General features: G+C 56.1%; 18 protein-coding genes and 2 pseudogenes. 16 read left to right on the top strand and 4 right to left on the bottom strand.

The window, feature by feature from the left end; translation table 11 throughout:
• Nucleotides 1–2 precede the first annotated feature (2 nt).
• Nucleotides 3–1,415 (top strand): aspartate ammonia-lyase, encoded by a 1,413-nt coding sequence (locus MKX70_RS32550; RefSeq protein ID WP_042233295.1) that lies wholly within the window; start codon nt 3–5, stop codon nt 1,413–1,415.
• 43 nt (nt 1,416–1,458) lie between these two features.
• Nucleotides 1,459–2,727, top strand: a complete 1,269-nt coding sequence (gene hydF, locus MKX70_RS32545; RefSeq protein WP_340841573.1) for a [FeFe] hydrogenase H-cluster maturation GTPase HydF — start codon at nt 1,459–1,461, stop codon at nt 2,725–2,727.
• Between the two features lie 116 nt (nt 2,728–2,843).
• On the opposite strand, the gene MKX70_RS32540 is transcribed toward hydF, so the two are convergent.
• Nucleotides 2,844–3,650, bottom strand: a complete 807-nt coding sequence (locus MKX70_RS32540) for a Cof-type HAD-IIB family hydrolase (protein WP_042233300.1) — start codon at nt 3,648–3,650, stop codon at nt 2,844–2,846.
• Between the two features lie 111 nt (nt 3,651–3,761).
• The gene (locus MKX70_RS32535; RefSeq protein WP_042233301.1) at nt 3,762–4,673 is read right to left on the bottom strand and encodes a DMT family transporter; all 912 of its coding nucleotides are present in this window, start codon (nt 4,671–4,673) and stop codon (nt 3,762–3,764) included.
• Between the two features lie 231 nt (nt 4,674–4,904).
• Between MKX70_RS32535 and MKX70_RS32530 the strand changes: the two genes are divergently transcribed.
• Nucleotides 4,905–5,627 carry a metal-dependent hydrolase gene (locus MKX70_RS32530; RefSeq protein ID WP_340841571.1) on the top strand — a complete coding sequence of 241 codons (723 nt, stop codon included), beginning with the start codon at nt 4,905–4,907 and terminating at the stop codon, nt 5,625–5,627.
• Between the two features lie 359 nt (nt 5,628–5,986).
• Here MKX70_RS32530 and MKX70_RS32525 read toward each other — a convergent pair whose 3' ends face one another.
• Complete coding sequence (locus MKX70_RS32525; protein ID WP_042233303.1) at nt 5,987–6,991, bottom strand: lipoate--protein ligase; 1,005 nt, start codon at nt 6,989–6,991, stop codon at nt 5,987–5,989.
• 96 nt (nt 6,992–7,087) lie between these two features.
• Nucleotides 7,088–7,231: a hypothetical protein gene (locus tag MKX70_RS32520; RefSeq protein ID WP_340841570.1), complete on the bottom strand. Its 144-nt coding sequence runs from the start codon at nt 7,229–7,231 to the stop codon at nt 7,088–7,090.
• Nucleotides 7,232–7,561: 330 nt separating this feature from the next.
• Between MKX70_RS32520 and cobD the strand changes: the two genes are divergently transcribed.
• The 13 genes and pseudogenes from cobD to MKX70_RS32455 all read left to right on the top strand — a co-directional run bounded on the left by cobD (nt 7,562) and on the right by MKX70_RS32455 (nt 26,051).
• Nucleotides 7,562–8,653, top strand: a complete 1,092-nt coding sequence (gene cobD, locus MKX70_RS32515; RefSeq protein WP_340841569.1) for a threonine-phosphate decarboxylase CobD — start codon at nt 7,562–7,564, stop codon at nt 8,651–8,653.
• 684 nt (nt 8,654–9,337) lie between these two features.
• Nucleotides 9,338–14,308, top strand: coding sequence for an S-layer homology domain-containing protein (locus MKX70_RS32510; protein WP_340841568.1), 4,971 nt, complete (start codon nt 9,338–9,340; stop codon nt 14,306–14,308).
• A gap of 253 nt (nt 14,309–14,561) precedes the next feature.
• Nucleotides 14,562–15,476, top strand: coding sequence for an adenosylcobinamide amidohydrolase (locus MKX70_RS32505; protein ID WP_081956767.1), 915 nt, complete (start codon nt 14,562–14,564; stop codon nt 15,474–15,476).
• A 52-nt stretch (nt 15,477–15,528) separates the two neighbouring features.
• Nucleotides 15,529–16,494, top strand: a complete 966-nt coding sequence (gene cbiB / locus MKX70_RS32500) for an adenosylcobinamide-phosphate synthase CbiB (RefSeq protein ID WP_042233305.1) — start codon at nt 15,529–15,531, stop codon at nt 16,492–16,494.
• 11 nt (nt 16,495–16,505) lie between these two features.
• On the top strand, nt 16,506–17,600 hold the full coding sequence (locus MKX70_RS32495; RefSeq protein ID WP_340841726.1) for a histidine phosphatase family protein: 1,095 nt from the start codon (nt 16,506–16,508) through the stop codon (nt 17,598–17,600).
• A gap of 308 nt (nt 17,601–17,908) precedes the next feature.
• On the top strand, nt 17,909–19,369 hold the full coding sequence (locus tag MKX70_RS32490) for an aminotransferase-like domain-containing protein (RefSeq protein WP_340841567.1): 1,461 nt from the start codon (nt 17,909–17,911) through the stop codon (nt 19,367–19,369).
• Between the two features lie 14 nt (nt 19,370–19,383).
• The gene (locus MKX70_RS32485) at nt 19,384–20,382 is read left to right on the top strand and encodes a D-alanine--D-alanine ligase (protein ID WP_340841565.1); all 999 of its coding nucleotides are present in this window, start codon (nt 19,384–19,386) and stop codon (nt 20,380–20,382) included.
• Between the two features lie 65 nt (nt 20,383–20,447).
• Nucleotides 20,448–21,611, top strand: coding sequence for an aminotransferase class I/II-fold pyridoxal phosphate-dependent enzyme (locus tag MKX70_RS32480; protein ID WP_340841725.1), 1,164 nt, complete (start codon nt 20,448–20,450; stop codon nt 21,609–21,611).
• A gap of 203 nt (nt 21,612–21,814) precedes the next feature.
• Complete coding sequence (gene cobT / locus MKX70_RS32475) at nt 21,815–22,876, top strand: nicotinate-nucleotide--dimethylbenzimidazole phosphoribosyltransferase (RefSeq protein ID WP_340789664.1); 1,062 nt, start codon at nt 21,815–21,817, stop codon at nt 22,874–22,876.
• Nucleotides 22,873–23,436, top strand: a complete 564-nt coding sequence (cobU, locus tag MKX70_RS32470) for a bifunctional adenosylcobinamide kinase/adenosylcobinamide-phosphate guanylyltransferase (RefSeq protein WP_042233308.1) — start codon at nt 22,873–22,875, stop codon at nt 23,434–23,436. Before cobT ends, cobU begins: the two co-directional genes overlap by 4 nt.
• A pseudogene (locus MKX70_RS33530) lies at nt 23,433–23,909 on the top strand (adenosylcobinamide-GDP ribazoletransferase); the annotation flags it as partial. The gene cobU and the pseudogene MKX70_RS33530, both read left to right, overlap by 4 nt.
• 205 nt (nt 23,910–24,114) lie before the next feature.
• On the top strand, nt 24,115–24,240 hold the full coding sequence (locus tag MKX70_RS33525; RefSeq protein WP_445323694.1) for an adenosylcobinamide-GDP ribazoletransferase: 126 nt from the start codon (nt 24,115–24,117) through the stop codon (nt 24,238–24,240).
• Nucleotides 24,241–24,498: 258 nt separating this feature from the next.
• Nucleotides 24,499–26,051: pseudogene (locus MKX70_RS32455) on the top strand (cobyric acid synthase).

Genomic DNA, 26,051 nt, shown 5'->3' with positions numbered 1-26,051 from the left:
CCATGGAGAATCCGCTGAACGCCTTCCGTATGGAGCAGGATGCATTAGGCACCAGAAATATACCGCAGTCAGCGTATTACGGGATTCATACTGCACGGGCCATGGATAATTTTGCGGTAAGCGGCAGAACGGTTAATGCGCATCTGCTGCATGGCCTGGTGACGGTGAAGAAAGCTGCGGCGCTGGCCCATATGAAGCTGAATACCTATCCGGCAGCGATAGCCCTGGCGATTGTTGAGGCCTGTGATGAAATTCTGGCAGGTGCTTACCGTGAACAATTCACTGTAGATGCCATGCAGGGCGGTGCCGGGACATCAACCAATATGAATGTGAACGAAGTGATCGCGGGCCGTGCGATTGAGCTCCTGGGCGGAGAGCGGGGCGACTATTCAAGGGTACATCCTCTGGATCATGTCAACTGCTGCCAGTCCACCAATGATGTCTATCCCACTGCGCTAAGGATTGCCGCTATCGGGCTGGTCCGAAGGCTGAGTGAGGCCTTCGCGTCTTTGCAGGAAGCCCTTCAGGAGAAGGAGAATGCCTTCGCGGATGTGCTCAAGCTGGGCCGTACGGAGCTGATGGATGCGCTGCCGATGATGGCAGGGCAAGGCTTCGGAGCCTATGCCAAAGCGGTAGCCCGGGACCGCTGGCGTCTCTACAAAGTGGAGGAACGGCTCAGGGAGATCAACATTGGGGGGACTGCCATCGGAACAGGTCTCAATGCACCGGTGAAATATACGTTTTTGATTACTGATATCTTGCAGGATTTGACCGGGTATGGTCTGGCCCGCAGTGAATACCCGATGGACCTTACGCAGAATATGGATGTGTTCGCTGAAGTATCCGGACTGCTGAAGGCTGCGTCTATTAATCTGTTGAAAATATCGGGTGATCTGCGGCTTCTGGCCAGCGGGCCGTCCGGAGGCCTCGGGGAGCTTGAACTGCCGGCTGTGCAGGCCGGCTCCTCGATTATGCCGGGTAAGGTCAATCCCGTCATGGCAGAGATGACGGGGCTTGTTGCGATGCGGGTCATTGCGAATGACACCGCTGTGACGCTGGCGGCGGCCGGCGGCCAGCTGGAGCTGAATGCATTCATGCCGCTGATCGCCGATGCGCTCCTGGAGTCTCTGGAGATTCTGGCAAATGCCGTTAACCTGTTCGAAGAGCGGTGTGTCCGCGGCATCCGTATTTGTGAGCAGCGTTGTCAGGAGCATGTGATGAATTCCTCTGTGCTGGCCGCTGCGCTGGTCCATCACATCGGTTACGAGAAGAGTGCGGAGATCGCCAAGCAGGCAAGCCGGGAAGGCAAAACGGTACGGCAGGTGCTGCTCGAGGCACAGCTTCTTCCGGAGTCTGAGATTGCACAAATCCTGAATCCCAGTCAAGTGACCAGACCGGGTGTTCCCGGCAAATAAATACGGACACGCGCTAACCGTTATTGGGGAAGGAGAGAGCCGTATGAGTATGAATCATACGCCCCGTTCGAATCGTCTGCACATCGCTATATTCGGCAGGAGCAACGCCGGGAAATCAAGCCTGATCAACGCGATCACAGGGCAGGATGCCGCGCTTGTGTCCCCCGTCAAAGGAACAACAACAGATCCCGTGTATAAAGCTATGGAGCTGCTGCCGCTCGGACCAGTCGTATTTATTGATACCGCCGGCCTGGATGAGACGGGAGAGCTCGGTGAACTGCGGAAGCAGAAGACGCTGGATGTTCTTAATAAATCCGATCTGGCCCTGATCGTCGTTGATGCTGCTTGCGGTGTGCTCCCGCTGGACCGGCAGATTGCTGAGACCGTCCGCAGCAAGGGTATTCCAGCGATGGGAATACTGAATAAAATAGATTTATTGATTGGCAATGAGTCTTCCCGGACAGAAGAGTTTGCCGCTCTGGCCAGCCGGACGGAGCTGGAGCTGGGGATGAAGGTGATTCCCGTTTCTGCGTTGGACCGGCAAGGGATACCGAAGCTGATGAAAGCGCTGGGCACTGCTGTGCCGGAAGCCGAGGATAAATTCCGCATTATCGGCGATCTGGTCTCTCCGGGAGATTTGGTCGTACTCGTGGTTCCGGTTGACCAGGCTGCGCCCAAAGGCAGGCTGATTCTTCCCCAGCAGCAGACCATCCGTGACTTGCTGGAGAGCGATGCCATTGCAGTGGTAACAAAGGAATTCGAGCTGAAGGAGACCCTGGAGAGTCTCGGCAAGAAGCCGCGGCTGGTGGTGACCGATTCACAGGTGTTTCTGAAGGCTGCGGCGGATACGCCAAGGGATATCCCGCTGACTTCATTCTCAATCCTGTTTGCCCGGCAAAAGGGCAATCTTGAAGAGATGGTTAGAGGCGCGCGTGCCATCGACAGGCTGCAGGATGGGGACAGGGTGCTGATTGCCGAGGCCTGCACCCATCACAGTCAAGCCGATGATATCGGCACCGTGAAGCTTCCGCGCTGGCTCCGCCAGGCTACCGGCAAGCAGCTGCAGTTCGAGTTCGCCAGCGGCATGAGTTTCCCGGACGATCTGGAGGATTTCTCGCTTATTGTTCATTGCGGGGGGTGTATGCTCAGCCGCAGGCAGATGCTCTGGCGGATGGAGCAGGCACAGGACGCCAGGGGTCCCATCGTCAATTATGGGGTTGCGATTGCATTTGTGCAGGGTATACTGGAGCGGGCAATTTCACCGTTCCCGCTTGCGCGTATGGCCTGGGAGGAGAACAAGCCGCAGGAATAATTGTGATTCTATTTGAAAAAAAGAGTGCCTACCGCCGGGTTCAGTAAACCGGCGGTAGGCACTCTTTGTGCTGCTGCCGGAGGGCAGCAGGGGGAAGCGGGTAAAGCTTAGGCTGCTTATTCAGCAGTGTTCAGAATGAATTTATCAATCGCGTATTTCACGCCGTCCTCATTGTTGCTGAGGGTAACGAAATCGGCGATTTCCTTCAGGGCAGGAATAGCATTCGCCATCGCGACACCGAGACCGGCGGCTTCGAGCATCTCATGATCGTTCCAGGAATCGCCGACAGCGATAGTCTCGGACAGCTCGCAGCCGAAATGCTTAGCCAGGAATTCGAGCGCCAGGCCCTTGGTGCCTTCATGATGCATGATCTCCAGGAAATGCGGCTTGGACTTCGTGATGTGAACCGAATCACCAAGCAGATTGCGCAGGATCGGAGACAGTTCATCCAGGAAGGCCGGATCGTCGATGATGAGCATTTTAGGTGTTTTTTGCGGAACCAGCTTCTCTTCCCAGTTCGGCTCAATGTAGTATTGTGTTCCGTTCAAGGTAGAATAATCGATCAGCTTCTGGTTCTCTTCGCGGGCATAGAGCTTGTCGTCGATGTAAGTCTGCAGATGCAGGTCATGCTCCACACAGTACTGGAACAGCTTGCGCACTGCATCCTGCGGCACATAACGCTCATAGAGCACTGCTTCATCCAGCAGATTCTTAACTAATGCACCCTGGTAGGTGATGATCGGCACATTCAGTCCGGTCTGGCGGGCAATCGCCTGGGCGGAGGCATATGCGCGTCCGGTAGCGAGTGTAACTACAACGCCTGCGGCGACAGCCTGTTCCAGGGCGGTTTGGGTGGCAGGGGTAACTTCCTTGTTGTCATTAATCAGGGTGTCGTCAATATCGATAGCAATCAATTTGTACATTTGGGTTCTCTCCTAAAAGGTTGGTTTAGTCCGGCTTTCCGCTGAATCTTCTATAAGAAGGGGAACAGAAGCACGACTTTTTGTCTGAAGCATGTAACTTTTAAAATGGGGCTAGCCCTCCGCCTTCGTCCGCACTGGATCAGGACTCAGCTCCGCCATCAGCATGGCGGCAAGTATGCATCCACAGCCTAGCGCAGCGGACAGGCCGAGTATCTCTCCGCCGAAGAGCAGGCCCGTTACTGCAGCGAATACCGGCTCTGTGGCATAAATAATCGCCACCCGGGACGGGGTGGTGTATTTCTGGCAGGCGGTCTGAATCCAGAAGGCGAAGGCGCTGGTCGGGCCGATGGAGATTAGCATGGCCCAGAGCACTTCCGGCTTCGCGAGCAGCTCTCCGCTGTGCATAAGCGGTGCGGGGCCATCCACCAGAAGGGAGGCCAGGACGCTGAACAGGCCCACAAAGGCAAGCTGCAGCGCGGCCAGCGGCAAGGCCGGATAACGCGGCGCATATATGCCGGTATACACGATCTGCAGTGCAAAGAAGGCGGCGCAGAGCAGGATCAGGCCATCGCCCTTATTCAGGGAGAACGCAGAGCCGGTGAAGGTCAGCAGATACAGGCCAACCGCAGCGAGTCCGGCACTGAACCAGGTGAAACGGGAGATGGCATGCTTCAGCAGCGCCAGAGACAGGAAAGGTACAAGTACCACTGACAGTCCGGTAATGAACCCTGTATTGGAGGTGGTAGTATACAGCAGTCCTATGGTCTGGAAGCCATAGCCCAGGAAGAGCAGCAGGCCCAGCAGCAGAGCATGCAGAATCATACGTAAGCTTAGCTTCTTCCATTCCTGACGGTAGAAGACGGCAGTAATTAGGGCAAGCAGCAGGGCGGCACCTATAAACCGGATGCTGTTGAAGGCAAGCGGCGGCAGTACCCGGACGGCAGATTGCACAATAAGAAACGTACATCCCCACATCATCGCCACCAGCAGCAGACTTAGATCGGCGATTCGGGAGCGATTCACAAGGTGTCATCCTTTCAGGGCCGGTTGAGTTGTCCAAATTGTATCCTAAATCAGGGGGCAGGACAAGCCGAAACTGCGTAGCGGCCGTGTCCGTACGGGATACAGGAAGCTTGTAACCCGTTATCCGCTGGACAAAAAAGGAAAGCCTTGGTATACTTCGATAACCGCACACTTGTTCTTATTTCGGGCATCCAGAATCATTATACTCTCATATGAAGGAGCGGATTCACCATGATGGGCAAATCCCATTTAGTTATCAGCACCGGGGTTACCTTGTCCGCCATGAGTTTATTTGGGCTTGAAATCACTCTTCCGGCCGTCGCCGTTGCGGTGGTCAGCTCGCTGCTGCCCGATATCGACGAGCCGAATTCACTACTGGTACGCAAGGCAGTTCCCGAGTTTCTGCTGCGTATCCTGCAGGTATCCCTGATCGGGGCAGCAATTTATCTTTATTTTGCCGGAATCGCTGCTCCGCCGTGGAATATGGCCCTGGCTCTGCTGGTCGGCAGTGTGTCTTTTCTGCCGGGCAGGAGGCTGAGGCATCTGGTGATGCTGCTGATTGCGCTGGCGCTGTTTGCTTTTGCCGATGCCTATGAGCCATGGAACTATATTGCCGCCTGTGTGCTGGTCGTAGCTTCCGTTGTCCCGCACCGGGGAATCACGCATACGCTGTATGCCGTGGCCGGCTGGGGGGCGCTGCTGTATTTTGTATCAAAGGGCATGGATGATGGAGGCAGTCTCTGGATTGCCGGGAGTATGTCCTACGGCCTGCATCTGCTGGCCGATTCCCTGACCCAGCGCGGAATTACGCCGCTGCCCCCGCTGCCGGTCAAGCTGCGGCTGAAGCTGATGAGCACCGGCACGAAGAAAGGCAATGCGGTGGAGAAGGTGTGCGTAATGCTCACGCTGGCGCTGGTTGTCTATGTGTTTGTGCTTACACCCTCTTTGGGATGACGTCTGATAGCGAACGGGTTAGGTCAGGATGCGGTGAGGACCGGAAATAGTTGGATTTCGTACACTTGCTGATGAATGAATGCTTCCTGCTGCAACAGCAGGTGGATAAACAGCACTTATAACCTCTCGGTTCGGCCTAAGTAGCGAAAGAGAGCAATAATAGATGCTGTTTATCCACTTGCTTCCCTGGAATCCTCAGAAACGGGCGATTTAAGATACGTTTATCCACTTGCTTGTTGAGGGGGAGCGGCAGTGCTTGGTTCAATACCGGCAAGCGTATACGGCAAAGCCCTCCGGTGCGGAGATCATCCGCGCGGGAGGGCTTTGGCCTGTAATGCCTTCTATTTTATTCCTCAAGTTTATTCTTCAAGAAACACCAGTCCGATGAAGTCTTCCGGCTCAATGCGGCCGAAGTAATGCTTCAGATCGAGATCAGCCAGTGCCTCTCTGACGTCAGCTTCCGCATAACGTTTGCCGCGCAGCGCGTTCTCCACATCCGCCACATCGCCGACACCGAAGAAGTCCCCGTAGATTTTGATCTCGCGGATGACAGAATCTTCAATATCCATGCGGATATCCACCAGCCCTGCCGGGAATTTGCGGGTATGCTTCACATTGCTTTTTGGCGAGAGGCCGTAGTTCCAGTCCCAGTTCTGGTAATGCTCCTTGGAGATTTCATTGATCCGCACCCAGTCGTCCATGGTCAGCTTGTACTGGGGGACCTCGGACGCCTCCATCCCGAAGATGGAACGCAGCAGGCCTTCGCGGAACGCCTCAATCGTCATATCGGGGTTGCCCAGCAGCTCTTTGATATTGGCGACGCGGCTGCGTACGGACTTGGTGCTCTTCGATTTGAACTTCTCGGGATTCACATTCAGTGAAGCCTGGACATCATCCAGATTAAGGTCAAACATTAAGGTGCCGTGGCTGAACATACGTCCGCGTGTGGAGAATTGGGCATTGCCGGAGATTTTCTGCTCCCCTACCTGAAGATCGTTGCGTCCGCTCAGCTCGGCGTTCACTCCCATCGACTGCAGATAGTCGATAACGGGTTGGGTGAATTTGAGGAAGTTATGGAAAGACTGTCCGTCATCCTTGGTAATGAAGCTGAAGTTCAGATTGCCCAGATCATGATAGACCGCGCCGCCGCCGGATAACCGCCGTACAACCTGGATATTGTTGTCCTTCACATATTCCTGGTTGATCTCTTCGATGGTGTTCTGATGTTTGCCGATAATAATCGACGGGCTGTTGATATAAAAAAGCAGATAGCTCTCGTCCATCGGCAGGTTCTTGAGTGCAAATTCCTCAATGGCCAGATTGACCGATGCGTCTGTAATTCCGGTGTTATCGATAAAAAGCATAGTGATTCCTCCGCTTGGCCATAGTAAACTGCTGTACTTATTCTAAACTAAAAGAGAGATTTCCACAAAATCGAAAGTTTACTTAGCCGGCCGGAGTTACGCAAGGGCCACCAGTTTACCCTCCACTGAGGCTGGAGGAGGACTTCTGCCCGGCAGAATCAGCTTCGCCCGGTATTTCTCCGCTTGATAAGTGCCTGGGATCATCATGCCGGGCGCACCTGTGCGTTTGCTGTGGAGCATTGACGTACTTCCGGCAATTGGCCGATAATTGGGTGACAGATTGCTAAGTTTCACACTACATAGGCTTATGTGTTGTACGTATTGCAACTTTGCATCCTAAATACCTCATTATTCACACAGATTGTTGTATGAGATACAAGAATTGTCCTGCTAAACCGCTTGGAGGGGACGAAATGCTGCCTTTTATACAACAGTTCTGGATTATTGCCGGAATCATGCGGAGAATGTTGTATTATGGGCAGGATTTTGGCAGCGGCTGATCTGCTACTCAAATAAGTGTAGTTCAATTAAATTAATGAAGTAATGATTGAGCGTAAAGGGAGTGTACTCATGCTTGAAAAATACGGACACGGCGGCGATCTGTTGACTGCGGCCGAGCTATACGGAGAGAATAGCGGTGGCTTCCTGGATTTCAGCGCCAATATTAATCCGCTGGGCCCGCCGCCGGGGGTGCTCGCGCTGCTGCGGGATGCAGTCTCCGCGATTACAGCGTATCCTGATCCGGGACACCGGAGGCTGAAAGCGCTGCTCGCGGAGAGCCTGGGCGTAGGCACGGACTGGATTACCGTTGCCAATGGAGCTGCCGAGTCGATGGCCCTGCTCCTGTTGGCAGCGGCCCCGCGCCGCGTAGGCATTGTCGAGCCGTGCTTCTCCGAATACCGCCAGCTAGCAGAGCAGTTCGGTGCCGAGGTTTTGTCCGTTCAGGGGACCCGCGGCACCGATTACCGGGCCTCCGTGGACGAGATCTCCGGCCTGCTGGAGCAGACGGATCTGCTGTTCCTCGGCCAGCCGAATAATCCGAACGGCGTCCAGTATCCGCTGGACGAGCTGCGGGTGCTGGCCCGCAAGGCGGAAGCCTGCGGGACGATTCTTGCCGTGGATGAAGCGTTCATTGACTTCATACCGGAGGCGGACCGGCAATCCCTGCTGCCGGAGCTGGGGGCTTACCGTCATACGGTGCTGGTGCGCTCGATGACGAAGTTCTTTGCCATTCCCGGGCTGCGGCTGGGCTTCACCGCCGCGCACCCGGAGCTTGCCGCGGCGATGACCGGCAAGCAGGTGACCTGGAGCGTGAACGGCCTGGCGCTGCTGGCCGGGGAAGCCTGTCTGCAGAGCGGCGACGGCTACGGGCAGGAGACGCGCGCGCTGATCGCAGCAGAGCGGCAGCTGCTGCGCCAAGGTCTGCTTGAGCTCGGCTGCGAAGTGCCGCCGGGCGAAGCGAACTTCCTGCTGCTGCGGCTGCCCGCTCCGTGGAGCGCGCAGGAGATGCAGCGGCGGCTGGGCGCGGGCGGCATACTCGTCCGCAGCTGCGCGATGTACCCCGGCCTTGAGCCGGGGCATATGCGCGTCGCAGTGAAGGGCTGGGCGGACAATGCCCGGCTGCTGCGGGAGCTGGGGGCGGCGCTGCGTGCGGGGAGCTGAGAGCTGCTGCAACAATGGAGAGTGAGCCCGCCGCCATCCGTTAGCGTGCCCGCCGTCATCCGTCAGCGAGCCCGCCAGCAACGGTTCTCCGTCTCGCTTCGCTGCCAGTGTGCACGTAGCCTCTCCTCAAGAAATTAGTGGAAAAAGAGCATTTATTTAGCCTGAACCAGACATTTTCGGGACAGCAGTTGGAAAAAGTACATCTATTCGTCCCGCATCCCCGTTTGGAGGCGAAATCAAGAGAATTAGATGCTGTTTTTCCACTTAATAACCGCCGTATGCACGGTTAAAGCATATAATTAAATGTCATAATTCCACTTATTAGGCCGGCTATAGCACGGAACGGAACCCGTCTCTTATCGGAAGGGTCCATCATCTGGTGAGTATACATAGAAATCGCTCCTTTAGAAATGGCGGGTGATACCTCCATTAATTACAGGAACGGTTTTTTTGTGTTTGAAGAATGTATTTTTGTGTTTGAAGAATGTATGTTACCTGGATATTACCGGCAACGCGTTCACCCCGCAGACTTGTTGCTAAGCGTACATGAACCCAGGCATTAAGGTTAACCGGATGGCCGGGCCGTAAAGAGGTAAAAAAAGTCGGCTGGATGTAAAGATATTCGTATGTTTAAATTTACCGGGTTTTTATATGCTTAAATCAAATACACAAGGAGGTTAAAGAATGTTCAGAATACCCTTACGAAAAATCCCCGTCTTGATATTGCTGGCTTCACTGGTCCTATCCTCAACCCCGCTTGGCCAGCCCCCGGCCGCTTATGGAGCAGAAGGCACAGATGCCGCTGTAAGCTCCGCCGCACTTGATATTACCCAAAGTAAAGTAGAAGGTGAGTATGCGCTGGATCTGTCGGAGGTTGGGAATGTAGACTGGCTGCATCTGAGAGGCAATGGACCGGACGACATCATTCAGATTAAAAAGGCCGTTCCCAGCTCTGTAACCTTCAGCGTGTACGGGAACGGTACGACAGGTACCGAAGGGAAGCCAGATAGGGGCAATGACGGGAATTATTTGTCCTATTCCTGGAATGACGGCATGCCTGGTTATGAAAGGGCTGTCAAGGATACCGGATTCGGCGTGTTTTTCCCCAAGAATAGAGATTCGGGGATATACGGGAATGTAGGCTGGACCTTCCAAATTGCCCCGCAGCCGCAGGAGTCAACGGTCGTCTTCGGCATCGGGCTATGGCAGGCGAAAGCTGCTGTGAGGATCTATGCAGATATGAACCTCATGGAGACGAAGGAAATCAATGCGGGTGGGACCTCGGAAGTATACAAGTATCAAATTAAGGTGCCCGCCAATGTGCAATTAAAGGTTGAGGGTCTGCAGGCAGAAACCCTTTCACGGTACGGTAACATGTCCTTCTCGGGACTTGCGGTAAGCAGCAAGGAGGTAGCCGACAAAAGTGCGCTGCAGCTTGCCTATAATCAGGTGAAGGACAAACTCCAAGGTGTACACACGGATGAATCCTGGCAGGACTTTGCCAAAGCAAGGATTCAAGCCAAGGAGGTTCTGGACAAGCCGGATGCCCTTCAGGCGGAGATCGACACGGCCCTGTCTCTTCTAGAGCAGAAGCAAGCGGCTCTGGTAAGAAGAGAAACCAATCTGATGATCGATTACACAGGTGCTGCGGAGAATGAATACGAGTTCGGCAGTAATGGGGATCAGCAGGATAGATATCAGACTTTTACTGCTCAGGAGAGCTTCGAGATGCAGTACGCACAAGTAAATGTGAGAAAAATGTCCAATAGCGTAAGCGACTTGACTGTGAAGCTATATGGGACAGACCCTTCCGGCTTCCCGGCAGGTGCTCCTCTTGCAGAAACCGTGGTCAGCCGGGACCGTGTTGCGGACGGTGAAATGACTACGATTCCACTCCGTTACAGTCTTGCCGGAAATACAAGGTACGCTCTGGTTTTATCACAGAAGAATCTCTCCGCCGGCAAATACCGCTGGATGGTCATGAAGAAGAACGGGGAAACGGCAAGTGAATTTTTTGGCAAAAGCGTCTCCGGAGCCTTCCAATCCGAAGCACATCTGGGCACCGGCATTTTAAGAATTATTAAGAATACGGATGTGGACAGAACCGCCTTGCAGGCCTTAATCGATGATATTGCCAAATCTAACTACAACAGCAGGCTGTACACCGTGCAGTCGTGGTCTGCACTCGAAGCCGCGTTGGCTAATGCCGGTCTGGTTTTGAACGATTTTGACGCTAATCAGGAGGGGATCGATGCAGCACTCAGCCATTTACAGGCGGCAAGGGACCAGCTGGAGATTAAGATGGATATGGCGGCGATTGCCGGACAGATCGATCTTATTAGCCGGGCCGTCATTAAAGGCTACACCCTCAGTTCCCTGAACACCTTGAATGAAGCTGTGCAAGCTGCCAAGGCGCTGGGGGCCAACGCCCCGGATAACGAGAAGCTGACCGCCTACTCCGCTGTTTTGGAAGCGGTTCATAATTTGAAGACTGCGGGCAAATACCAGTACGATACCCATGCACAAATGACTGCGGCCTTCGGCTTCGAAGGAGATAAGAATGCTTCCCTCGCTTTTCTGGACGGATCGTATCAAATCGGCGGAAGCCGTCCGGAGCAGCATGGTCCGGTGGCCCCGAAACAAATGGTTACCTTCGGAGTTGCGGACACAAGCAACATCAAGTGGACCAAGGGGGAAGGTTATTTACCGGTAATGATCAGTGAATATACGAAGAATAAAGTAGACTACAAGATTGAGACCTTCGCCAACAAGCATACGGTGGACCATAAGGATTATGTCGTCAACTATTCGAGAGTCACGGCTGCGAATCATTCAGGCGAGCTCATGCTGCTGCCGGTCGTCTCGGGCAATCTGGTGCCACTCAATGCGGACGCTGTAAATACGTACACCGTTCAGCCGGGGGAAAGCGTTGTCAGGGAATATGCGATTGAAGCTGATAAATATGAATATTTTGACAAGAACTTGACCCGGTTTACTTCCTTAACTAAAGAGCAGGTGGCGGGTCTGGGAACCTTCGAAGCCAACTACAGTGAGATGAAGGCTTATTGGCTGACGAGACTCTCAGCAGTAGTGGATATCGGATTACCGAACCGGGAGCTTGAAAATGCGTTCAAATCCGGCTATATCGATACGCTGATTATTAAAGATGATTCGTATCTGCATGTGGGGGAGAACGGCTATGCCCGGTTATTCTCCCATGATACGCTGGGTATTCTGGTGAACCTGATTCAGAGCGGGGATTTCGCCCATGCGCAGGATTATCTGAAGAGTATCCCATTGACAGGTGGAATCAACATGGAGACGGGGCAGGTGGACAGCAATCTGTATTGGGATACGAACTGGAAAATTCCGTGGGCCTATGCGGTTTACTTAAGTAAAACCGGTGACGCCTCCATATTCGATGAGCAGATGACCGCCGATGACGGCTCTACCGGTACCGTATTTGAGAAGCGGGTTAAATTCGGGGCGCGAACCATCGAGAGTGACCGCAACGCTGACGGAATTATGAAAAAAACGTATGCGATTGATTCCGAGGGCAACTGGACGATCGACAATTATTCCGCCCTGACCGGTCTGACCGCCTATGAATATGTAACCCGCGAGCTCTACCGTATAAAGAATGACGAAGCCTATTTGCAGGAAGCAGAGTGGGCAAAAGCAAGGTATGACGACTTATTGGCCAAATTCACAACCAAGCTGCAGCAGACGATAACCGAAGAAGGACTTGATTATATTCCGGCTTCGGTCGTTGAGACCAATGATGAGAACCGGATGAGAGACTCCAGAGATGCGAACTGGGCTTCCATGTTCCTGTTCGGCAGATGGCACTGGGACGGATATCTGTATGGGGCGGAGCAGCCCGAGGACAACATCAGCCTGAAGCTGCTGGACGATACGTATTCCTATGGAATCAACCGGCGTATTCAAGAGGATACGACAGATTCTCCGTACAACTTCGGGGGGTATCCGCATGGCTTTTATTCAAGCGCATACAACGCCGGATACGGAAGCGCTGCGCTGCGCGGAGAAGAATACCGGGATATGGGCATTAAAGCGTATGAATTCATGATTGAAAATTCGATGAGCGGGCCGTTCAGCTGGTGGGAAGGGATCAATTATCCTGTCGCGGGAAGTCCTTGGGCACAGACGAATGATCAGCTGAACCTTCAGAATGCACCGGGCGGCGGTGGATCGGCTCAGCATATGTGGGGACAATCCGTTAACTCCAAGGTACTCATTGACTCCCTGATTGCCGAGCGGATTTATGATCAGAATCAGAAGACGGAGATTATTGTAGGCCGCGGTATTCCTAAGGAGTGGGTCAAGGATGCTGCCAGGAACAATAATGCGGTGGCCCGTGTGCAGAATTACCCCGCCCTGCAAGGCGGCAGAGTAGGGTACAGCATTGTAAGACAAGATAACCAGCTCATGGTTACCTTCAGCAGCGATTTAAGCCAGGCGAAAGCTGGTGCCGGAGAGGCTAGCTTCAGTGTCCAATTGCCGAGCATGGTGAACAATATTACGGATGTATCTGCAGGCATAATGGATAACAGCAAAGGTATCGTTACGGTTCCGTTAAATACAGCCTCAGTAACAATAACTTTAGGTGATTTACCGAAACCGCTGGCTGTTAACTTAGATAAGGATCAGCTTGAAATTGTTTATGCCGATGGAGACCTCCAGGCCTCGGTTACGAAAGACGTTATTTTGCCGGCAGCAGGTGAGCATGGAAGTGTAATTACCTGGACCTCAAGTCATCCGGATATCGTTTCGGGCAAAGGGGAAGTTAAGCGTCCGGCGAGTACAATCGGGGTGACTTTGACAGCCACTCTGAAGAAAGACGGGGCGGAGGCGCAGAAAAGCTTTGTATTGACGGTTCTAAAGGCAGACACCAAGCCTGACGGAGGCACGGATACAGGGAACACCGGCAACAACAGCAACAATGGTAACAACGGTAACAACAGCAATAATGGGAATTCAGGCAACAGCAGCACGGGGAGCGCCGGAACTATCGGTACTATCGTAACCACCGGCAATACGGGCAGCACAGGCAGCACAGGAAATACAGGCGATGGCGGTCTGGCTACTCAGCCTGCGTTCAAGGATGTAGAGAAGCACTGGGCAAAAGAGAGCATTATAACTGCGGCGCAGCGCAAGCTGGTGAACGGTTATGCAGACGGAACCTTCCGTCCGGACGGAGCCGTTACACGCAGTGAATTCGCGGTGATCCTGGGCCGCGCTTTACAGGTGAACCTTTCGCAATCCGGACTTTCCTTCACGGATGAAGGCATCATTCAGCCATGGGCGAAGCCATATGTTGCCGCAGCGGTTAAATCCGGCTGGATTACAGGCTATACGGATCAGTCCTTCAGGCCCGGCGGAAAGATTACCCGTCTGGAGATGATTACAATGATCGCCCGGGCGCTGGAATGGAAGACTGACTCCAAGGCTAAGGCAGCATTTGCTGATGCGGATCTTATTCCTTCATGGGGTCAGCCGTATGCGGCAGCCGCCTATGAAGCGGGTCTGGTTGAAGGCCAAGGCAATAACCGGCTGGCTCCGAATGATCAGGCAACGCGGGCAGAGGCCGTGACCCTGATTCTTAGACTGTTAGACAAAACTGAACAGCAGTAGAATGAGGCAGAGTAAGCTGGCGTCCGGATTTCCGGCGTCAGCTTTTTGTTTGCAGGCTACAAACCTTGATACAGAGGAGACGAGAAACTATATATCAAGAAATCTGGGGCGGGCAGCGGTCGGAAGTCCAAAGGTTCACTGCAGTGACGACTAAGCTTCAGGTTCAAATCTTAAGTGCGTCTTATATATATAATGATATAGTGGGTTTAGGAATAGTTTACTGCGCGAGAGGAGCGGATGTAATGTGAAAGAAATGAATGTGAACCTACCCTTTAATCTTGACGGTGGATTGGCGGTGTACCAGAGCAGGGTCTGGCAGGGACTAACGCTGGAGTGGCGGGAAGGCCATCTGCTGCTGGAATTTCCGGCTGAGGCGGACAGTATATCAAGCGCGGTGTATGGCGGAGGAACAGGCCGCCTGAAGCGGGCGGTGAACCAATATGTCTCCCGGGACTACGAATGCAGCAATCCGGTACGGGATATGGAAAATAAGCTGCAGGAGTGGGGTTATCCGCTGGACGGCTGTGCCGGACTGATGACGGCCGTTCCGCTTGAACATGCCGCAGTTGCCGAGGAGGATACCGGCTCTGCGGGGATTATGTGCTGCGTGACAGCGGCTGCGGGCAATGCCGCCCGCGCCGGCTCGCAGCGCAGCGTGCTGGCGGCATACCGCCCGGGCACGATTAATATCATGCTCGGCATTGACGGCTGGCTGTCGCCATCGGCCATGGTCAATGCCGTGATGACGGCCACGGAAGCGAAGGCTGCCGCACTGGCAGATCTCGGAATCACGGATTCCGAGAACGGTCTACTCGCAACCGGGACCACAACGGATGCCATCGTGCTTGCGGTGAGCGGGAGCCGCCGCTATGCAGCGGAGCATGTGTATGCCGGAACAGCGACCGACCTCGGGGGAGCCATTGGTAGGCTGGTGTACAGTGCGGTGACGGAAAGTCTGCGTTCGGTGAAGGCGGCGGAAGCTGTGCGGAGAGCGGAACTAGCTGACTTGGCGCAGGCAGAGCAACTGGCGGCTTCTGTGGAAACTAGGCAAGCCGCGGGTGGAGAAGAAGCAGTTGAAGTCGAAGCAGTAGTGGCAGCTGAACTGTTACCGCCGAAAGAAGCACTAAATGGGCAGCACGGCCATCTGAAGAAAGGCGGCCGGGAATAATGTCTGGATTGATAAACATGGTCCGCCAGGAACTGCAGCGGGGTGAACCAAGGTGAAGCTTGCCATCATACTGTTGGCTGCTTATATAGTGGACCGGATTGTCGGCGATCCGCGTAAATTTCCCCATCCCGTTGTTTATATGGGGAAGGCCATCAGCGCGATAGAGGGGCTTATCCGCCGCTTCGCATCGGCGCCCCGTGCCCTGAAGCGGGCGGGGCTGCTGCTTCCGCTCCTGATAGCAGGAGGCGCATGGGTGCTGACAGCGCTGCTAGTGCTGCTGCTCTACCGGATATCCCCCTGGCTGGCCGGGGCGGCCGAAGTGTGGCTGATCTCGACAACGATCGCCTCCAAAGGCTTGAAGGATGCCGGGATGGCGGTATTCGCAGAACTCCGCCAAGGGGATATTCCCGCTGCCCGCAGAGCGCTGGGAATGATTGTCGGCCGGGATACGGGCCACCTGGAGAGTCCGGAAATCGTTCGCGGCACAGTGGAGACAGTGGCGGAGAATATCGTCGACGCGATCATCTCGCCGCTGTTCTTCGCCCTGCTGGGCGGGGCTCCGCTGGCAATGGCTTACCGTGCGGTGAACACGCTGGATTCCATGGTCGGCTACAAGAACGACAAGTACCGCGATCTGGGCTGGGCATCCGCCCGGCTGGATGACGTGGCCAATTACATACCGGCGCGGATTACAGCGCTATTGCTAACCTTATGTGCAGCACTGCTGCGGCTGGACTGGCGGAGATGCTGGCGTACCGTCCGGAGGGATGCACGTCTTCATCCCAGCCCGAATAGCGGTTACCCGGAATCGGCAGTTGCCGGAGCACTGGGCATCCGGCTGGGTGGAGAAAATGTATACCACAGCGTAACCTCCTTCCGCGCCTACATGGGAGATCCCCTGCGGACAATGGAGCCGGAGGATATTATCGTGACTGCGCGGATAATGATGCTGTCTTCAGCCATATTTGTCTGCCTGTGTGCAGCGGTTGCCTTGTTATGGCAGGGGATGGGGGGCTGAGCGGAGTGCAGATGGACAAGGACAAGGGTAAGGATACGAGTAAGGACAAAGATAAGGACACGGACAAAGATAAGGATAAGGACAAAGATAAGGACAAAGATAAGGAAGGCCGCTTGGCTCCGTCAGGTCGCAGTAGCATAAGAAACCCGGCACCGCAGCAGGAGCTGGAGTTGAAGTTGGGGCAGGAGCAGGAGCAGGAGCAGGAAATGGAACGGGAGCAGGAAATGGAACAGGAGCAGGAGTTGGGGCAGGAGCAGGAGCTGGCACGGGAGCCTCAACTGGAGCAGGAACTGGAGCTGAAGTTGGGGCAGGAGTTGGAGCAGGAACTGGAGCAGGAACTGGAGCTGGTGCTTGTCCGTCATGGGCACACGCAGTGGAACAAGGAACGGCGCTATTTAGGGAGTACGGATCTGCCGCTGCTGCCGGAGGCGCGGCAGCAATTGTCCGCACTAAGCGACCAGCCTGCGCTCGGCGGGGAATTCTGGCGTGTCTATTGCAGTGACCTGCTCAGGTGCAGGGAGACGCTGGTAGCCGTGGCTCCACACCTGGAGCGGCAGGCCAACTATGATTCGCGGCTGCGCGAGCTGGATTTTGGTGCCTGGGAAGGATGCAATTATGACCAGCTGAAGGATAACGGGCATTACCGCAGCTGGATTGACCACCCCGAGTTAGTAACACCGCCGGAAGGGGAAGCGTGGGAAGAGTTTGAAGCCCGGGTGGATGATTTCTGGGCTCAGCTGGTGCAGGAATTTGAGCTAAGAAGCATGGACGACGGTATGCCCTGTCTTGAAGCCAGCAAACCAAGGGTGGTTCCACCAGCGGTAGTTCCTCCAGCAGAAGTTTCACCAGTGCCCATTTCAACTGTGGCGGTTCCACCAGTACCAATTTTATCTTCGGGAGTTCCATTAGCGCCAGACTCACCGCCCAATCCCCCGCCTCCGCGCGTGCTGATTGTAACTCATGGTGGTATCATCCGTCTGCTGCTGGCGCGTCTGACCGAAGGAGTAACCTTCTATACAGCAGCTGCACCCGCTCCGGGTGAAGTCACTGTACTGAATCTTCTGAAGGATGAAGGAGCCTGGCGCATGATGCCGCGCGAAGTGTAGCTACCACGGGTGGACTAGGGACAGCTACAACTCGGGTGCGAAAAACCGACTACATTGCACCACCGATAGCGTTCACGAGCCAAATGTATGCGAAAAACCGAATACAATGCGCCGTCGACAGGGTTAACCAGCCAAGTGTATGCGAAAAACCGACTACAATGCGCGTCGATAGGGTTAACCAGCCAAGTGTATGCGAAAAACCAACTACATTGTCCCCCTTAGAACCACAGCCGGAAGAAAATCCCGGGGCTGTGGTTCTTTTTTTACGGCGGCGTCTGTGCCATGATAGCTATGGGGGCGATAGCGGTATGTTTAAGGATTTCAAGCTCATTGCCGGACGTCCGGTATATATCCAGGTGAAGGATTACATGAAGCATCTTATTATCAAAAGCGCGCTCCAGGGCGGGCAGAAGCTTCCCTCTACACGGGAACTCAGCACACTCCTCAAGGTCAGCCGCAACTCCATTATCTCAGCCTACGAGAGTCTGGAGGATGACGGCTTCGCGTATACGGTGCAGGGCCAGGGAAGTTATATCTCACCAGGTGCAGCAGCGGGGCACGGAGATCCGGAAGCGGCCTCCTGGAGCGTGGACTGGAAAGAGCGGCTCAGCGGCCAGGCGCTGCTCGCGGAAGAGCTGGACATTATGAAGCGGGGAATCCGCGCGGGGAAAGGAACGATTTCTTTTACCAGTATCGCGCCGGATGAGAGCCTCTTCGATCTGGATCAGGTCCGGAGAGCTTTTCTGGAGCGTATGTCCGTAGAGGGCAACGTTCTGCTGAATTATGGATATGCCAAGGGATATAGACCTTTAATAGATTATTTGCGGCAATATATGGAGCACAAGGGCGTGAATATGCGCGGGAAGGATCTGCTGATCACCAACGGGTTTACGGAGGGGTTTGACGTGGTATTGTCGGCTCTCGGCAAGCGGCATGGCGCTGTGGTCTGCGAGAATCCGACGCATCATACGGCGATCAAAAATCTGAAGCTGCACGGCTTCGGGATACATGGGGTAACGATGGAGCGGGACGGCATCCACTTAGGGGAGCTTAGGCAGGCGCTCGAAGAGCGGGAATATGACTGTGCCTATCTGGTCCCCTCCTACCATAATCCCACGGGCATTGTCATGTCTCCCGAGAAAAGACATGGGCTGATGAAGCTGATGTCGGACTACAAAGTGCCGGTCATTGAGGACGGCTTCAACGAGGAGCTGCGTTATTCGGGTGCCCATGTGGCTCCGTTAATCGCGGCGGCGGGCGGCGGGAACAGCGTCATCTACCTCGGCAGCTTCTCCAAAGTACTGTTCCCCGGACTGCGGGTGGGCTGGGTGCTGGCGGATCAGGAGCTGATCTATTATCTCGAAAGTGTCAAAAGGGCACGCAGCATTCATACCTCGACGCTGGACCAGTCTATCCTGTACCAATATCTGCTGGGCGGCAATCTGGAGAAGTATCTGAAGAAGGCCCGGCTGGAGTATAAACGCAAATACGAGCTGACGCTCGCGTACTGCAAGGAGCATATTCCATATGCCTCATTGTCAGGGGATGGAGGGCTGCATCTGTTTGTAACGTTCGCCGAAGGCTTCAGCACAAGGGAATTGCTGGCGGCCTGCCATAAGCAGGGAGTGATTTTTACCGCAGGAGACATCTTCTTCACTGACGGGAAGGGACAGAATACACTGCGGCTGGGCTTCTCCAGAGTGGCGGATGAGGATATACGCAGAGGGATCGAAATTATCGGCAGGACAGCACGGCAACTTATGGGATGAAGGGGTGTACGGATATGATTAAAGTGGGAGTTATTATGGGCGGCGTATCGTCTGAATATGAGGTGTCCATGAATACCGGCAGGGAGATGCTGAAGGCACTGGATCCGGCAATATACACCGGGATTCCTGTACCCATCACCTCGCGGAAGGAGCTGCTGGAGGGAGTCGTGGGGCTAGACTTCGCTCTGCTCGCCCTGCATGGGACCTACGGCGAGGATGGCACTGTGCAAGGTACGCTTGAAACGCTCGGCATTCCTTATTCCGGGAGCGGCGTGCTGTCCAGCAGTCTCTGCATGGATAAAGGGCTGGCCAAGACGGTTATCCGCAGCAAAAGCATCCTCACACCCGACTGGCTGTGCTGGGAGCATATCAATGAATATGCACCGGAAGCCGTGGACCGGCTGGGTTATCCGGTGATGGTCAAGCCGAATTCCGGCGGCTCCAGCATCGGCATGACCAAGGTGAATCATCCGCGGGAGCTGCGCGGGGCGGTGGAGAAGGCTTTTGCCGCAGACTGCTCGGTGCTGATTGAGCATTATACAACAGGACAGGAGATTACCTGCTCCATTCTCGGTGGAGAGCTGCTGCCGGTAATCGGGATTCAGTCGCTCGGTGCCGACTGGTTCGATTACAGCGCCAAATATGAGCAGGGCGGGGCAGAGGAACAGATCATTCAGCTGCCTGCGGAGGTCGAGGAACGGGTGCGGACGGCGGCGCTTACCTGCTACAGGGCGCTGAAATGCGCGGTGTATGCACGGGTGGATATGCTGCTGAAGGACGGGATTCCCTATGTGCTGGAAGTGAACACCCTGCCCGGCATGACTGCAACCAGCCTGCTACCCCAGAGTGCAAAGGCCGCAGGTATTTCCTTCACCCGGCTGCTGGATGAGATTATCACCGGATCGCTGCGGGAGCGTGGAGGTACGGGGGAAGCACCAGAAGCACCAGAAGCACCAGAAGCACCAGAAGCACCAGAAGCACAACTGGTACAGCAAGGGGGTGGCGGGTTATGAACAGCAAACAATCCGCTTTGCCTGTGGACCGCCACCCCCGCATCCCGCGCCTCTCTGGCATCTCCATGCACAACGACCCCATTACTCCGCGTCTAAGGGAGATTCCGCCTTCGGGCATCCGCGCTTTTTTTGATCTGGCTGCGGGTAACAACGATATTATTTCACTCGGGGTTGGCGAACCTGACTTCGCTACTCCTGAACAGGTCAGAGCGGCCTGTATCCGCGCCCTGGACCGCGGGGAGACGATGTATACGCCTAACAGCGGGAGGATGGAGCTGCGGGAGGAGATTGCCGGGTATTTGCAGAAGGGCTTCGACCTGCAGTACGATCCTGCGGATGAAATAATGGTTACTGTAGGGAGCAGTGAAGCCGTGGATCTGGCGCTGCGCGCCTTCATCGCACCAGGCGATGAGATTCTGATTCCTTCCCCGGGTTATGTCGCCTATGCGCCTATCGCCTATCTGAATGGCGGAACGCTGGCCACGGTGGAGACGAAGGTGGAGCAGAGCTTTAAGCTCACGGCCGAAGCATTGAAGCGGGCAATCACTCCGCGATCCAAGCTGCTGATGGTGAATTTTCCGAGTAACCCTACAGGGGCGGTAATGACCTATGAGGACTGGCTGCCGGTAGCTGAGGTGGTGAAGGAGCACGGGCTGATCGTGATTTCGGATGAGATCTATGCCGAGCTTACCTACGACAGCACACATGTAAGTATTGCCTCACTTCCCGGCATGAAGGAGCGGACGGTGGTGATCAGCGGGTTCTCGAAGGCTTTTGCCATGACCGGCTGGCGGGTCGGATATGCCTGCGGGAACGGCGAACTGCTGGCGGCTATGCTCAAAATTCATCAATACACGGCCATGTGCGCACCCGTGCTGGGCCAGATCGCCGCTGCCGAATCCCTGCGCAGTGCTCTGCCGGATAAAGACCAGATGAAGGCATGCTTCAAGGACCGCCGGACAATATTTGTAGACGGCCTGCGGTCTGCAGGACTGCCCTGCCATGTGCCTGAAGGGGCATTCTATGCCTTCCCGTCCATTGCCCGCACAGGCATGAGCTCGGAGGAATTCGCCTTAAGGCTGCTGAAGGAGTCGGGAGTCGCAGTTGTTCCGGGTCATGTGTTCGGGGCTGGCGGAGAAGGGTATATCCGCTGCTCCTATGCAGCTTCTACAGCGAAGCTGACCGAGGCGCTGGAGCGGCTTGAAGGCTTCATGAAGGTAAAAATCTAATTGTAAGATCAATCTATATCACCTATAATCCTTTAAGGAAGAAATAGGGATATGTTAGAATTCAATTGGCTTGCAGCCAAGTCAGCGGAAGCTCCCTTCTTCAGAGCAGGGGAGCTTTTTTTGTGTTCTGATGACAGGATGATGAGCAGCTAGAAGTAGATTGTTTTTAATAGAATATACAATAGATAACAGGAGGCAATATCATGATCACAGCCATACAAGAAGTAACCGGACGGATCGCTCCGCCTGATGAAAAAGCGACCTTGCGCGCGGTGCTCCGCCTGAACAGCCTGACCAAGCCGCCGGGAAGCCTCGGGCGGCTGGAGGCGCTGGCCGTCCGGCTGGCCGGGATCTCCAAAGTAGAACAGCCCTGTTACAGCAAACGTACGGTAGTAGTTATGGCAGCGGATCATGGGGTCTGCTGTGAAGGGGTCAGTGCTTTTCCGCAGGAGGTTACCATGCAGATGGCCTATAACTTCCTGAGCGGCGGCGCCGCAGTGAATGTGCTGGCCCGCCAAGGCGGTGCAGAGGTGCAGTTCGTGGACATCGGTATTAACGGTGACATCAGCCATCCGCACTTGATCGACCGCAAAGTGCGCCGCGGCACGGACAATATGGCGGCAGGTCCGGCCATGAGCCGTGATGATGCGCTGCGCGCGATTCTGGCCGGAGTTCAGGTGGCCCAGGAGGCGGTGAAGAACGGAACGGAGATTTTTATTACCGGTGAGATGGGCATCGGCAATACTACGGCAAGTGCTGCGGTGCTGTGCGCACTGGAAGGCATCCCGGCGGAGACAGCAGCCGGACGGGGGACAGGTATCGACGACGAGCGGCTGCGCCACAAAATATCGGTGATCGAACGCGCCCTGAAGGTTAATGCGCCGAATCCGGCTGACCCGATCGATGTACTCTCGAAGGTAGGCGGACTTGAGATTGCCGGTCTGGCCGGTCTGATTCTGGGGGCGGCGGCCCTGCGGATTCCGGTCATTCTGGACGGCTTCATTTCCGGAGCGGCAGCCCTGGTAGCGAAGGCATTAGCGCCGGAATCGACGGCCTACATGATTGCTTCCCATGTCTCGGGCGAGCAGGGGCATAAGCTGATGCTGGACCGCCTCGGTCTGGAAGCCCTGCTGGATCTCGGACTGCGCCTCGGTGAAGGCACCGGCGGCGCGCTGTGCCTGCATTTCATTGAAGCGGTCTGCCGGATTATGCGGGAGATGGCGACCTTCGAGAGTGCGGGGGTCTCCGGTTCGGAGAGCGTATGAGCATCCTTGTAACCGGAGGGGCACGCAGCGGGAAAAGCGGATTCGCCGAGCGCCTAACCAAGAAGCTGGCAGACCCGCAGCAGGCGGTCTATGTGGCGACCGGGCAAGCGTTCGATGAAGAGATGAAGGCGCGGATTGCGCTGCACCGGCAGCAGCGGGAGGAGGGCGGCTTCCGCTGGGAGACACTGGAGGAGCCGCTTGAACTGTCGGCGCTGCTCCGGCGGCTGTCCGGCAGCGGCAGCGGTCAGCCAGTCTTGGTGGACTGCCTGACGCTCTGGCTGTCCAACCAGCTGCTGGCTGTGGAGGAACGCAGTGACCGGCAGCCACTGGTTGAAGCGGCAATTACCGGGCTGGAGCAGAGTGTCTCCAGCTTCAAAGGAACGCTAATTCTGGTTACCAATGAAGTAGGCGACGGCATTGTGCCGGAGTATTCACTCGGCCGGCTGTACCGTGACCTGGCCGGACGGATGAACGCGCGGCTTGCCCGGCAGTGTGAGCAGGTATTCCTGGTTACAGCCGGGATTCCTGTGGAGCTGAAGAGCCGGGAGTACCTCCTGTGAGCGCGCGGGGGGATGCCGCTGCCGCGTTTCAGTTCCTGTCGCGGTTTCCGGTCAAATACAGCCCGGATTTCTCGCCTGAGCTGCTGCGCCGCAGCGTGGTCTATTATCCGCTGGTAGGCGCAGCGATCGGCCTCAGCGCCGCGCTTGGCGCAGCTGCCGCCGCCTGGCTGCTGCCGGCCTGGCCTGCCGCTGTCATCACCCTCATCCTGTGGGTGGGGCTGACCGGCGGGCTGCATCTGGACGGCTGGATGGACAGCGCCGATGCGCTGCTCAGCTATCGCTCGCGGGAGCGGATGCTGGAGATCATGAAGGACAGCCGCGTAGGCGCTATGGGCGTGCTGGCCTGCGTGCTGCTCCTGCTGCTGAAGGCCTCGCTGCTGGCGGCATTAATTGAAGGCGGCAGCTACAGCATGCTGCCGCTGCTCCTGCTGCCGCCGATCTGGAGCCGCTGGTACATGGTGCGGGCCATGGCCCGCTATCCGCTGGCCCGCGGCAATGAAGGGCTGGCCGCCAGCTTCGGCGGGCTGCCTGCCTGGCTGGAGCGGCGCGCGCGTCTAAGCGCCGCGCTGCTTACGCTGGCCGCGCCGCGGCGCCTCTGGCGCTCGGCGCGGGCAGCGGGGCCTGGCCGCAGCTGGCGGCGGCGGCCATCCTGGCGCCGGCGGCTGCGGCGCCTGCGGCATGCTCGCAGCGCGGCGGATCGCCAGCCGGCTCGGCGGGCTCACCGGCGACGTCTACGGCGCGCTGGGTGAGCTGCTGGAGACGGTGGTTCTGCTGGTGCTGGTGCTGCTGCAGCACAACCTGTAGCGGACAGCGTCCGCCATGCACTTAGGGCAGCGCCGCACAGCGCTCCAATAGGCCATAGGGCTGCACCGCCCTGAACACCGGCAGCAGCAAGAAAGCGAGGAAGTGAAGAAGATGAACATGGAAGTTACAGCCTCAGGTAAGGCCGCGCTTCAGGCAGCGACGGGAGCTGCTCGGGGAGCGGATAAGCAGCCAGCTACCGTCCAGGCAGCGCCGGTGGTTGCAGATGGACGCGGCAAGCAGCACCCAGCCGCCGTGCTGATGGTGCAGGGAACCGCCTCCGATGTCGGCAAGAGCCTCGTCACCGCCGCCATCGGACGGATTATGACCCGGGACGGCTACCGTACGGCACCGTTCAAGTCGCAGAATATGGCGCTGAATTCTTATGTTACAGCGGACGGCAAAGAAATCGGCCGCGCCCAGGGGATGCAGGCGGAAGCCTTCGGTATTACGGCTACCAGTGACATGAATCCGATCCTGCTGAAGCCTTCCGGTGAGATGAGCGCGCAGATTGTGGTGCATGGTGTGCCGCATGCCGCGCTCAGTGCAAGGGAATACCGCGAGAAATTTCTTCCCGAGGCCAAAGGGACCGTAATGGATGCGCTTGGGCGTCTGCGCGAGGCATACGATGTTGTGCTGATGGAAGGCGCAGGCAGCCCCGCGGAAATCAACCTCAAGGCGCGGGATATCGTCAATATGAATCTGGCTGGCTGGGCAGATGCCCCTGTGCTGCTGGTTGCCGATATTGACCGGGGCGGCGTGTTTGCCTTCATCGTCGGGACGCTGGAGCTGCTGGAGCCGCATGAACGGGCCCGGGTCAAAGGCTTCATTATCAATAAATTCCGCGGCGATGTCTCGCTGCTGCAGCCCGGGCTGGACTGGCTGGAGGAGCGTACAGGCATTCCGGTGCTGGGGGTGCTGCCGTTCCTGCCGCAGCTGCGGATTGAGGCGGAGGACTCCGTAGTTCTGGAAGGAACCTCAGGCCGAGTGCGTGAAGGTTCTATGAAAGAACTTGATATTGCGGTCATCCGCTATCCGCGCATCTCCAATTTCACCGACTTCGATCCGCTGGAGGATGAGCCGGATGTTACCGTACGCTATGTACTGTCGGCAGACGAGCTAGGAACGCCGGATGTCATTATATTGCCGGGCACGAAGAATACGGTCGCCGACCTGCAGTATTTGCGGGAGCAGGGGTTCCCGGAGGCAATAGAGCGTGCATTGGGACAGGGGACGCAGCAGCTTGCCGGAATCTGCGGCGGGTATCAGATGCTGGGGCTGAAGCTGCTTGATCCTCATGCGGTTGAGAGTGCTGAACCAGGTGAGAGTGAGGGCCTCGGGTATCTGCCGCTGTCAACGGCGTTCCTGCAGCAGAAGACCACGGTACGCGTGAGCGGAACACTGGCTGCGGATCATCCGCTGCAACTAAGCACACAAGCGTCCGCCTCAACCGGAGAGATACCCATTACCGGCTACGAGATACATATGGGAACAACGAAGAATCATGATGCTGCTTCGGTACGTTGCCTGTTCAGTCTGGACGGGCCGGAACGGCAGGCTCTGCCGGAAGGCTGGGGAACCCCGGACGGCAGAATCTGGGGCAGTTATCTGCACGGCTTGTTCCACAACGACGGGCTGCGCCGCAGCTGGCTGGACGGATTGCGTATTGCCAAAGGACTCGCACCGCTGTCGGTAACCTCCTCGGCGCTGCGCTCCGTGAGCAGGAATTCGACCGGCTGGCGGATGCTGTAAGGTCACATTTGGACATGAATGCCGTTTACAATATTATGGGCTTGCGGGGAGGAGGGGAATAG

Source organism: Paenibacillus sp. FSL R7-0312 (assembly GCF_038004445.1).
Taxonomy (GTDB): Bacteria; Bacillota; Bacilli; order Paenibacillales; family Paenibacillaceae; genus Paenibacillus_AQ.
The sequence above is the reverse complement of the archived record's forward strand: the minus strand, read 5'-3'. Positions and strand labels throughout refer to the sequence as shown.

Bases quoted from the DNA above. Each gene is read 5' to 3' on its own strand.
- MKX70_RS32520 (WP_340841570.1), bottom strand. From the start codon at position 7,231: ATGCTCCACAGCAAACGCACAGGTGCGCCCGGCATGATGATCCCAGGC.
- MKX70_RS33525 (WP_445323694.1), top strand. From the start codon at position 24,115: ATGCTCGCAGCGCGGCGGATCGCCAGCCGGCTCGGCGGGCTCACCGGC.
- hydF (WP_340841573.1), top strand. From the start codon at position 1,459: ATGAGTATGAATCATACGCCCCGTTCGAATCGTCTGCACATCGCTATA.
- MKX70_RS32510 (WP_340841568.1), top strand. From the start codon at position 9,338: ATGTTCAGAATACCCTTACGAAAAATCCCCGTCTTGATATTGCTGGCT.
- MKX70_RS32540 (WP_042233300.1), bottom strand. From the start codon at position 3,650: ATGTACAAATTGATTGCTATCGATATTGACGACACCCTGATTAATGAC.
- MKX70_RS32530 (WP_340841571.1), top strand. From the start codon at position 4,905: ATGATGGGCAAATCCCATTTAGTTATCAGCACCGGGGTTACCTTGTCC.
- MKX70_RS32525 (WP_042233303.1), bottom strand. From the start codon at position 6,991: ATGCTTTTTATCGATAACACCGGAATTACAGACGCATCGGTCAATCTG.
- MKX70_RS32480 (WP_340841725.1), top strand. From the start codon at position 20,448: ATGCACAACGACCCCATTACTCCGCGTCTAAGGGAGATTCCGCCTTCG.
- MKX70_RS32495 (WP_340841726.1), top strand. From the start codon at position 16,506: ATGGACAAGGACAAGGGTAAGGATACGAGTAAGGACAAAGATAAGGAC.
- MKX70_RS32485 (WP_340841565.1), top strand. From the start codon at position 19,384: ATGATTAAAGTGGGAGTTATTATGGGCGGCGTATCGTCTGAATATGAG.
- cobU (WP_042233308.1), top strand. From the start codon at position 22,873: ATGAGCATCCTTGTAACCGGAGGGGCACGCAGCGGGAAAAGCGGATTC.
- MKX70_RS32490 (WP_340841567.1), top strand. From the start codon at position 17,909: ATGTTTAAGGATTTCAAGCTCATTGCCGGACGTCCGGTATATATCCAG.
- cobD (WP_340841569.1), top strand. From the start codon at position 7,562: ATGCTTGAAAAATACGGACACGGCGGCGATCTGTTGACTGCGGCCGAG.
- MKX70_RS32505 (WP_081956767.1), top strand. From the start codon at position 14,562: ATGAATGTGAACCTACCCTTTAATCTTGACGGTGGATTGGCGGTGTAC.
- MKX70_RS32550 (WP_042233295.1), top strand. From the start codon at position 3: ATGGAGAATCCGCTGAACGCCTTCCGTATGGAGCAGGATGCATTAGGC.
- cobT (WP_340789664.1), top strand. From the start codon at position 21,815: ATGATCACAGCCATACAAGAAGTAACCGGACGGATCGCTCCGCCTGAT.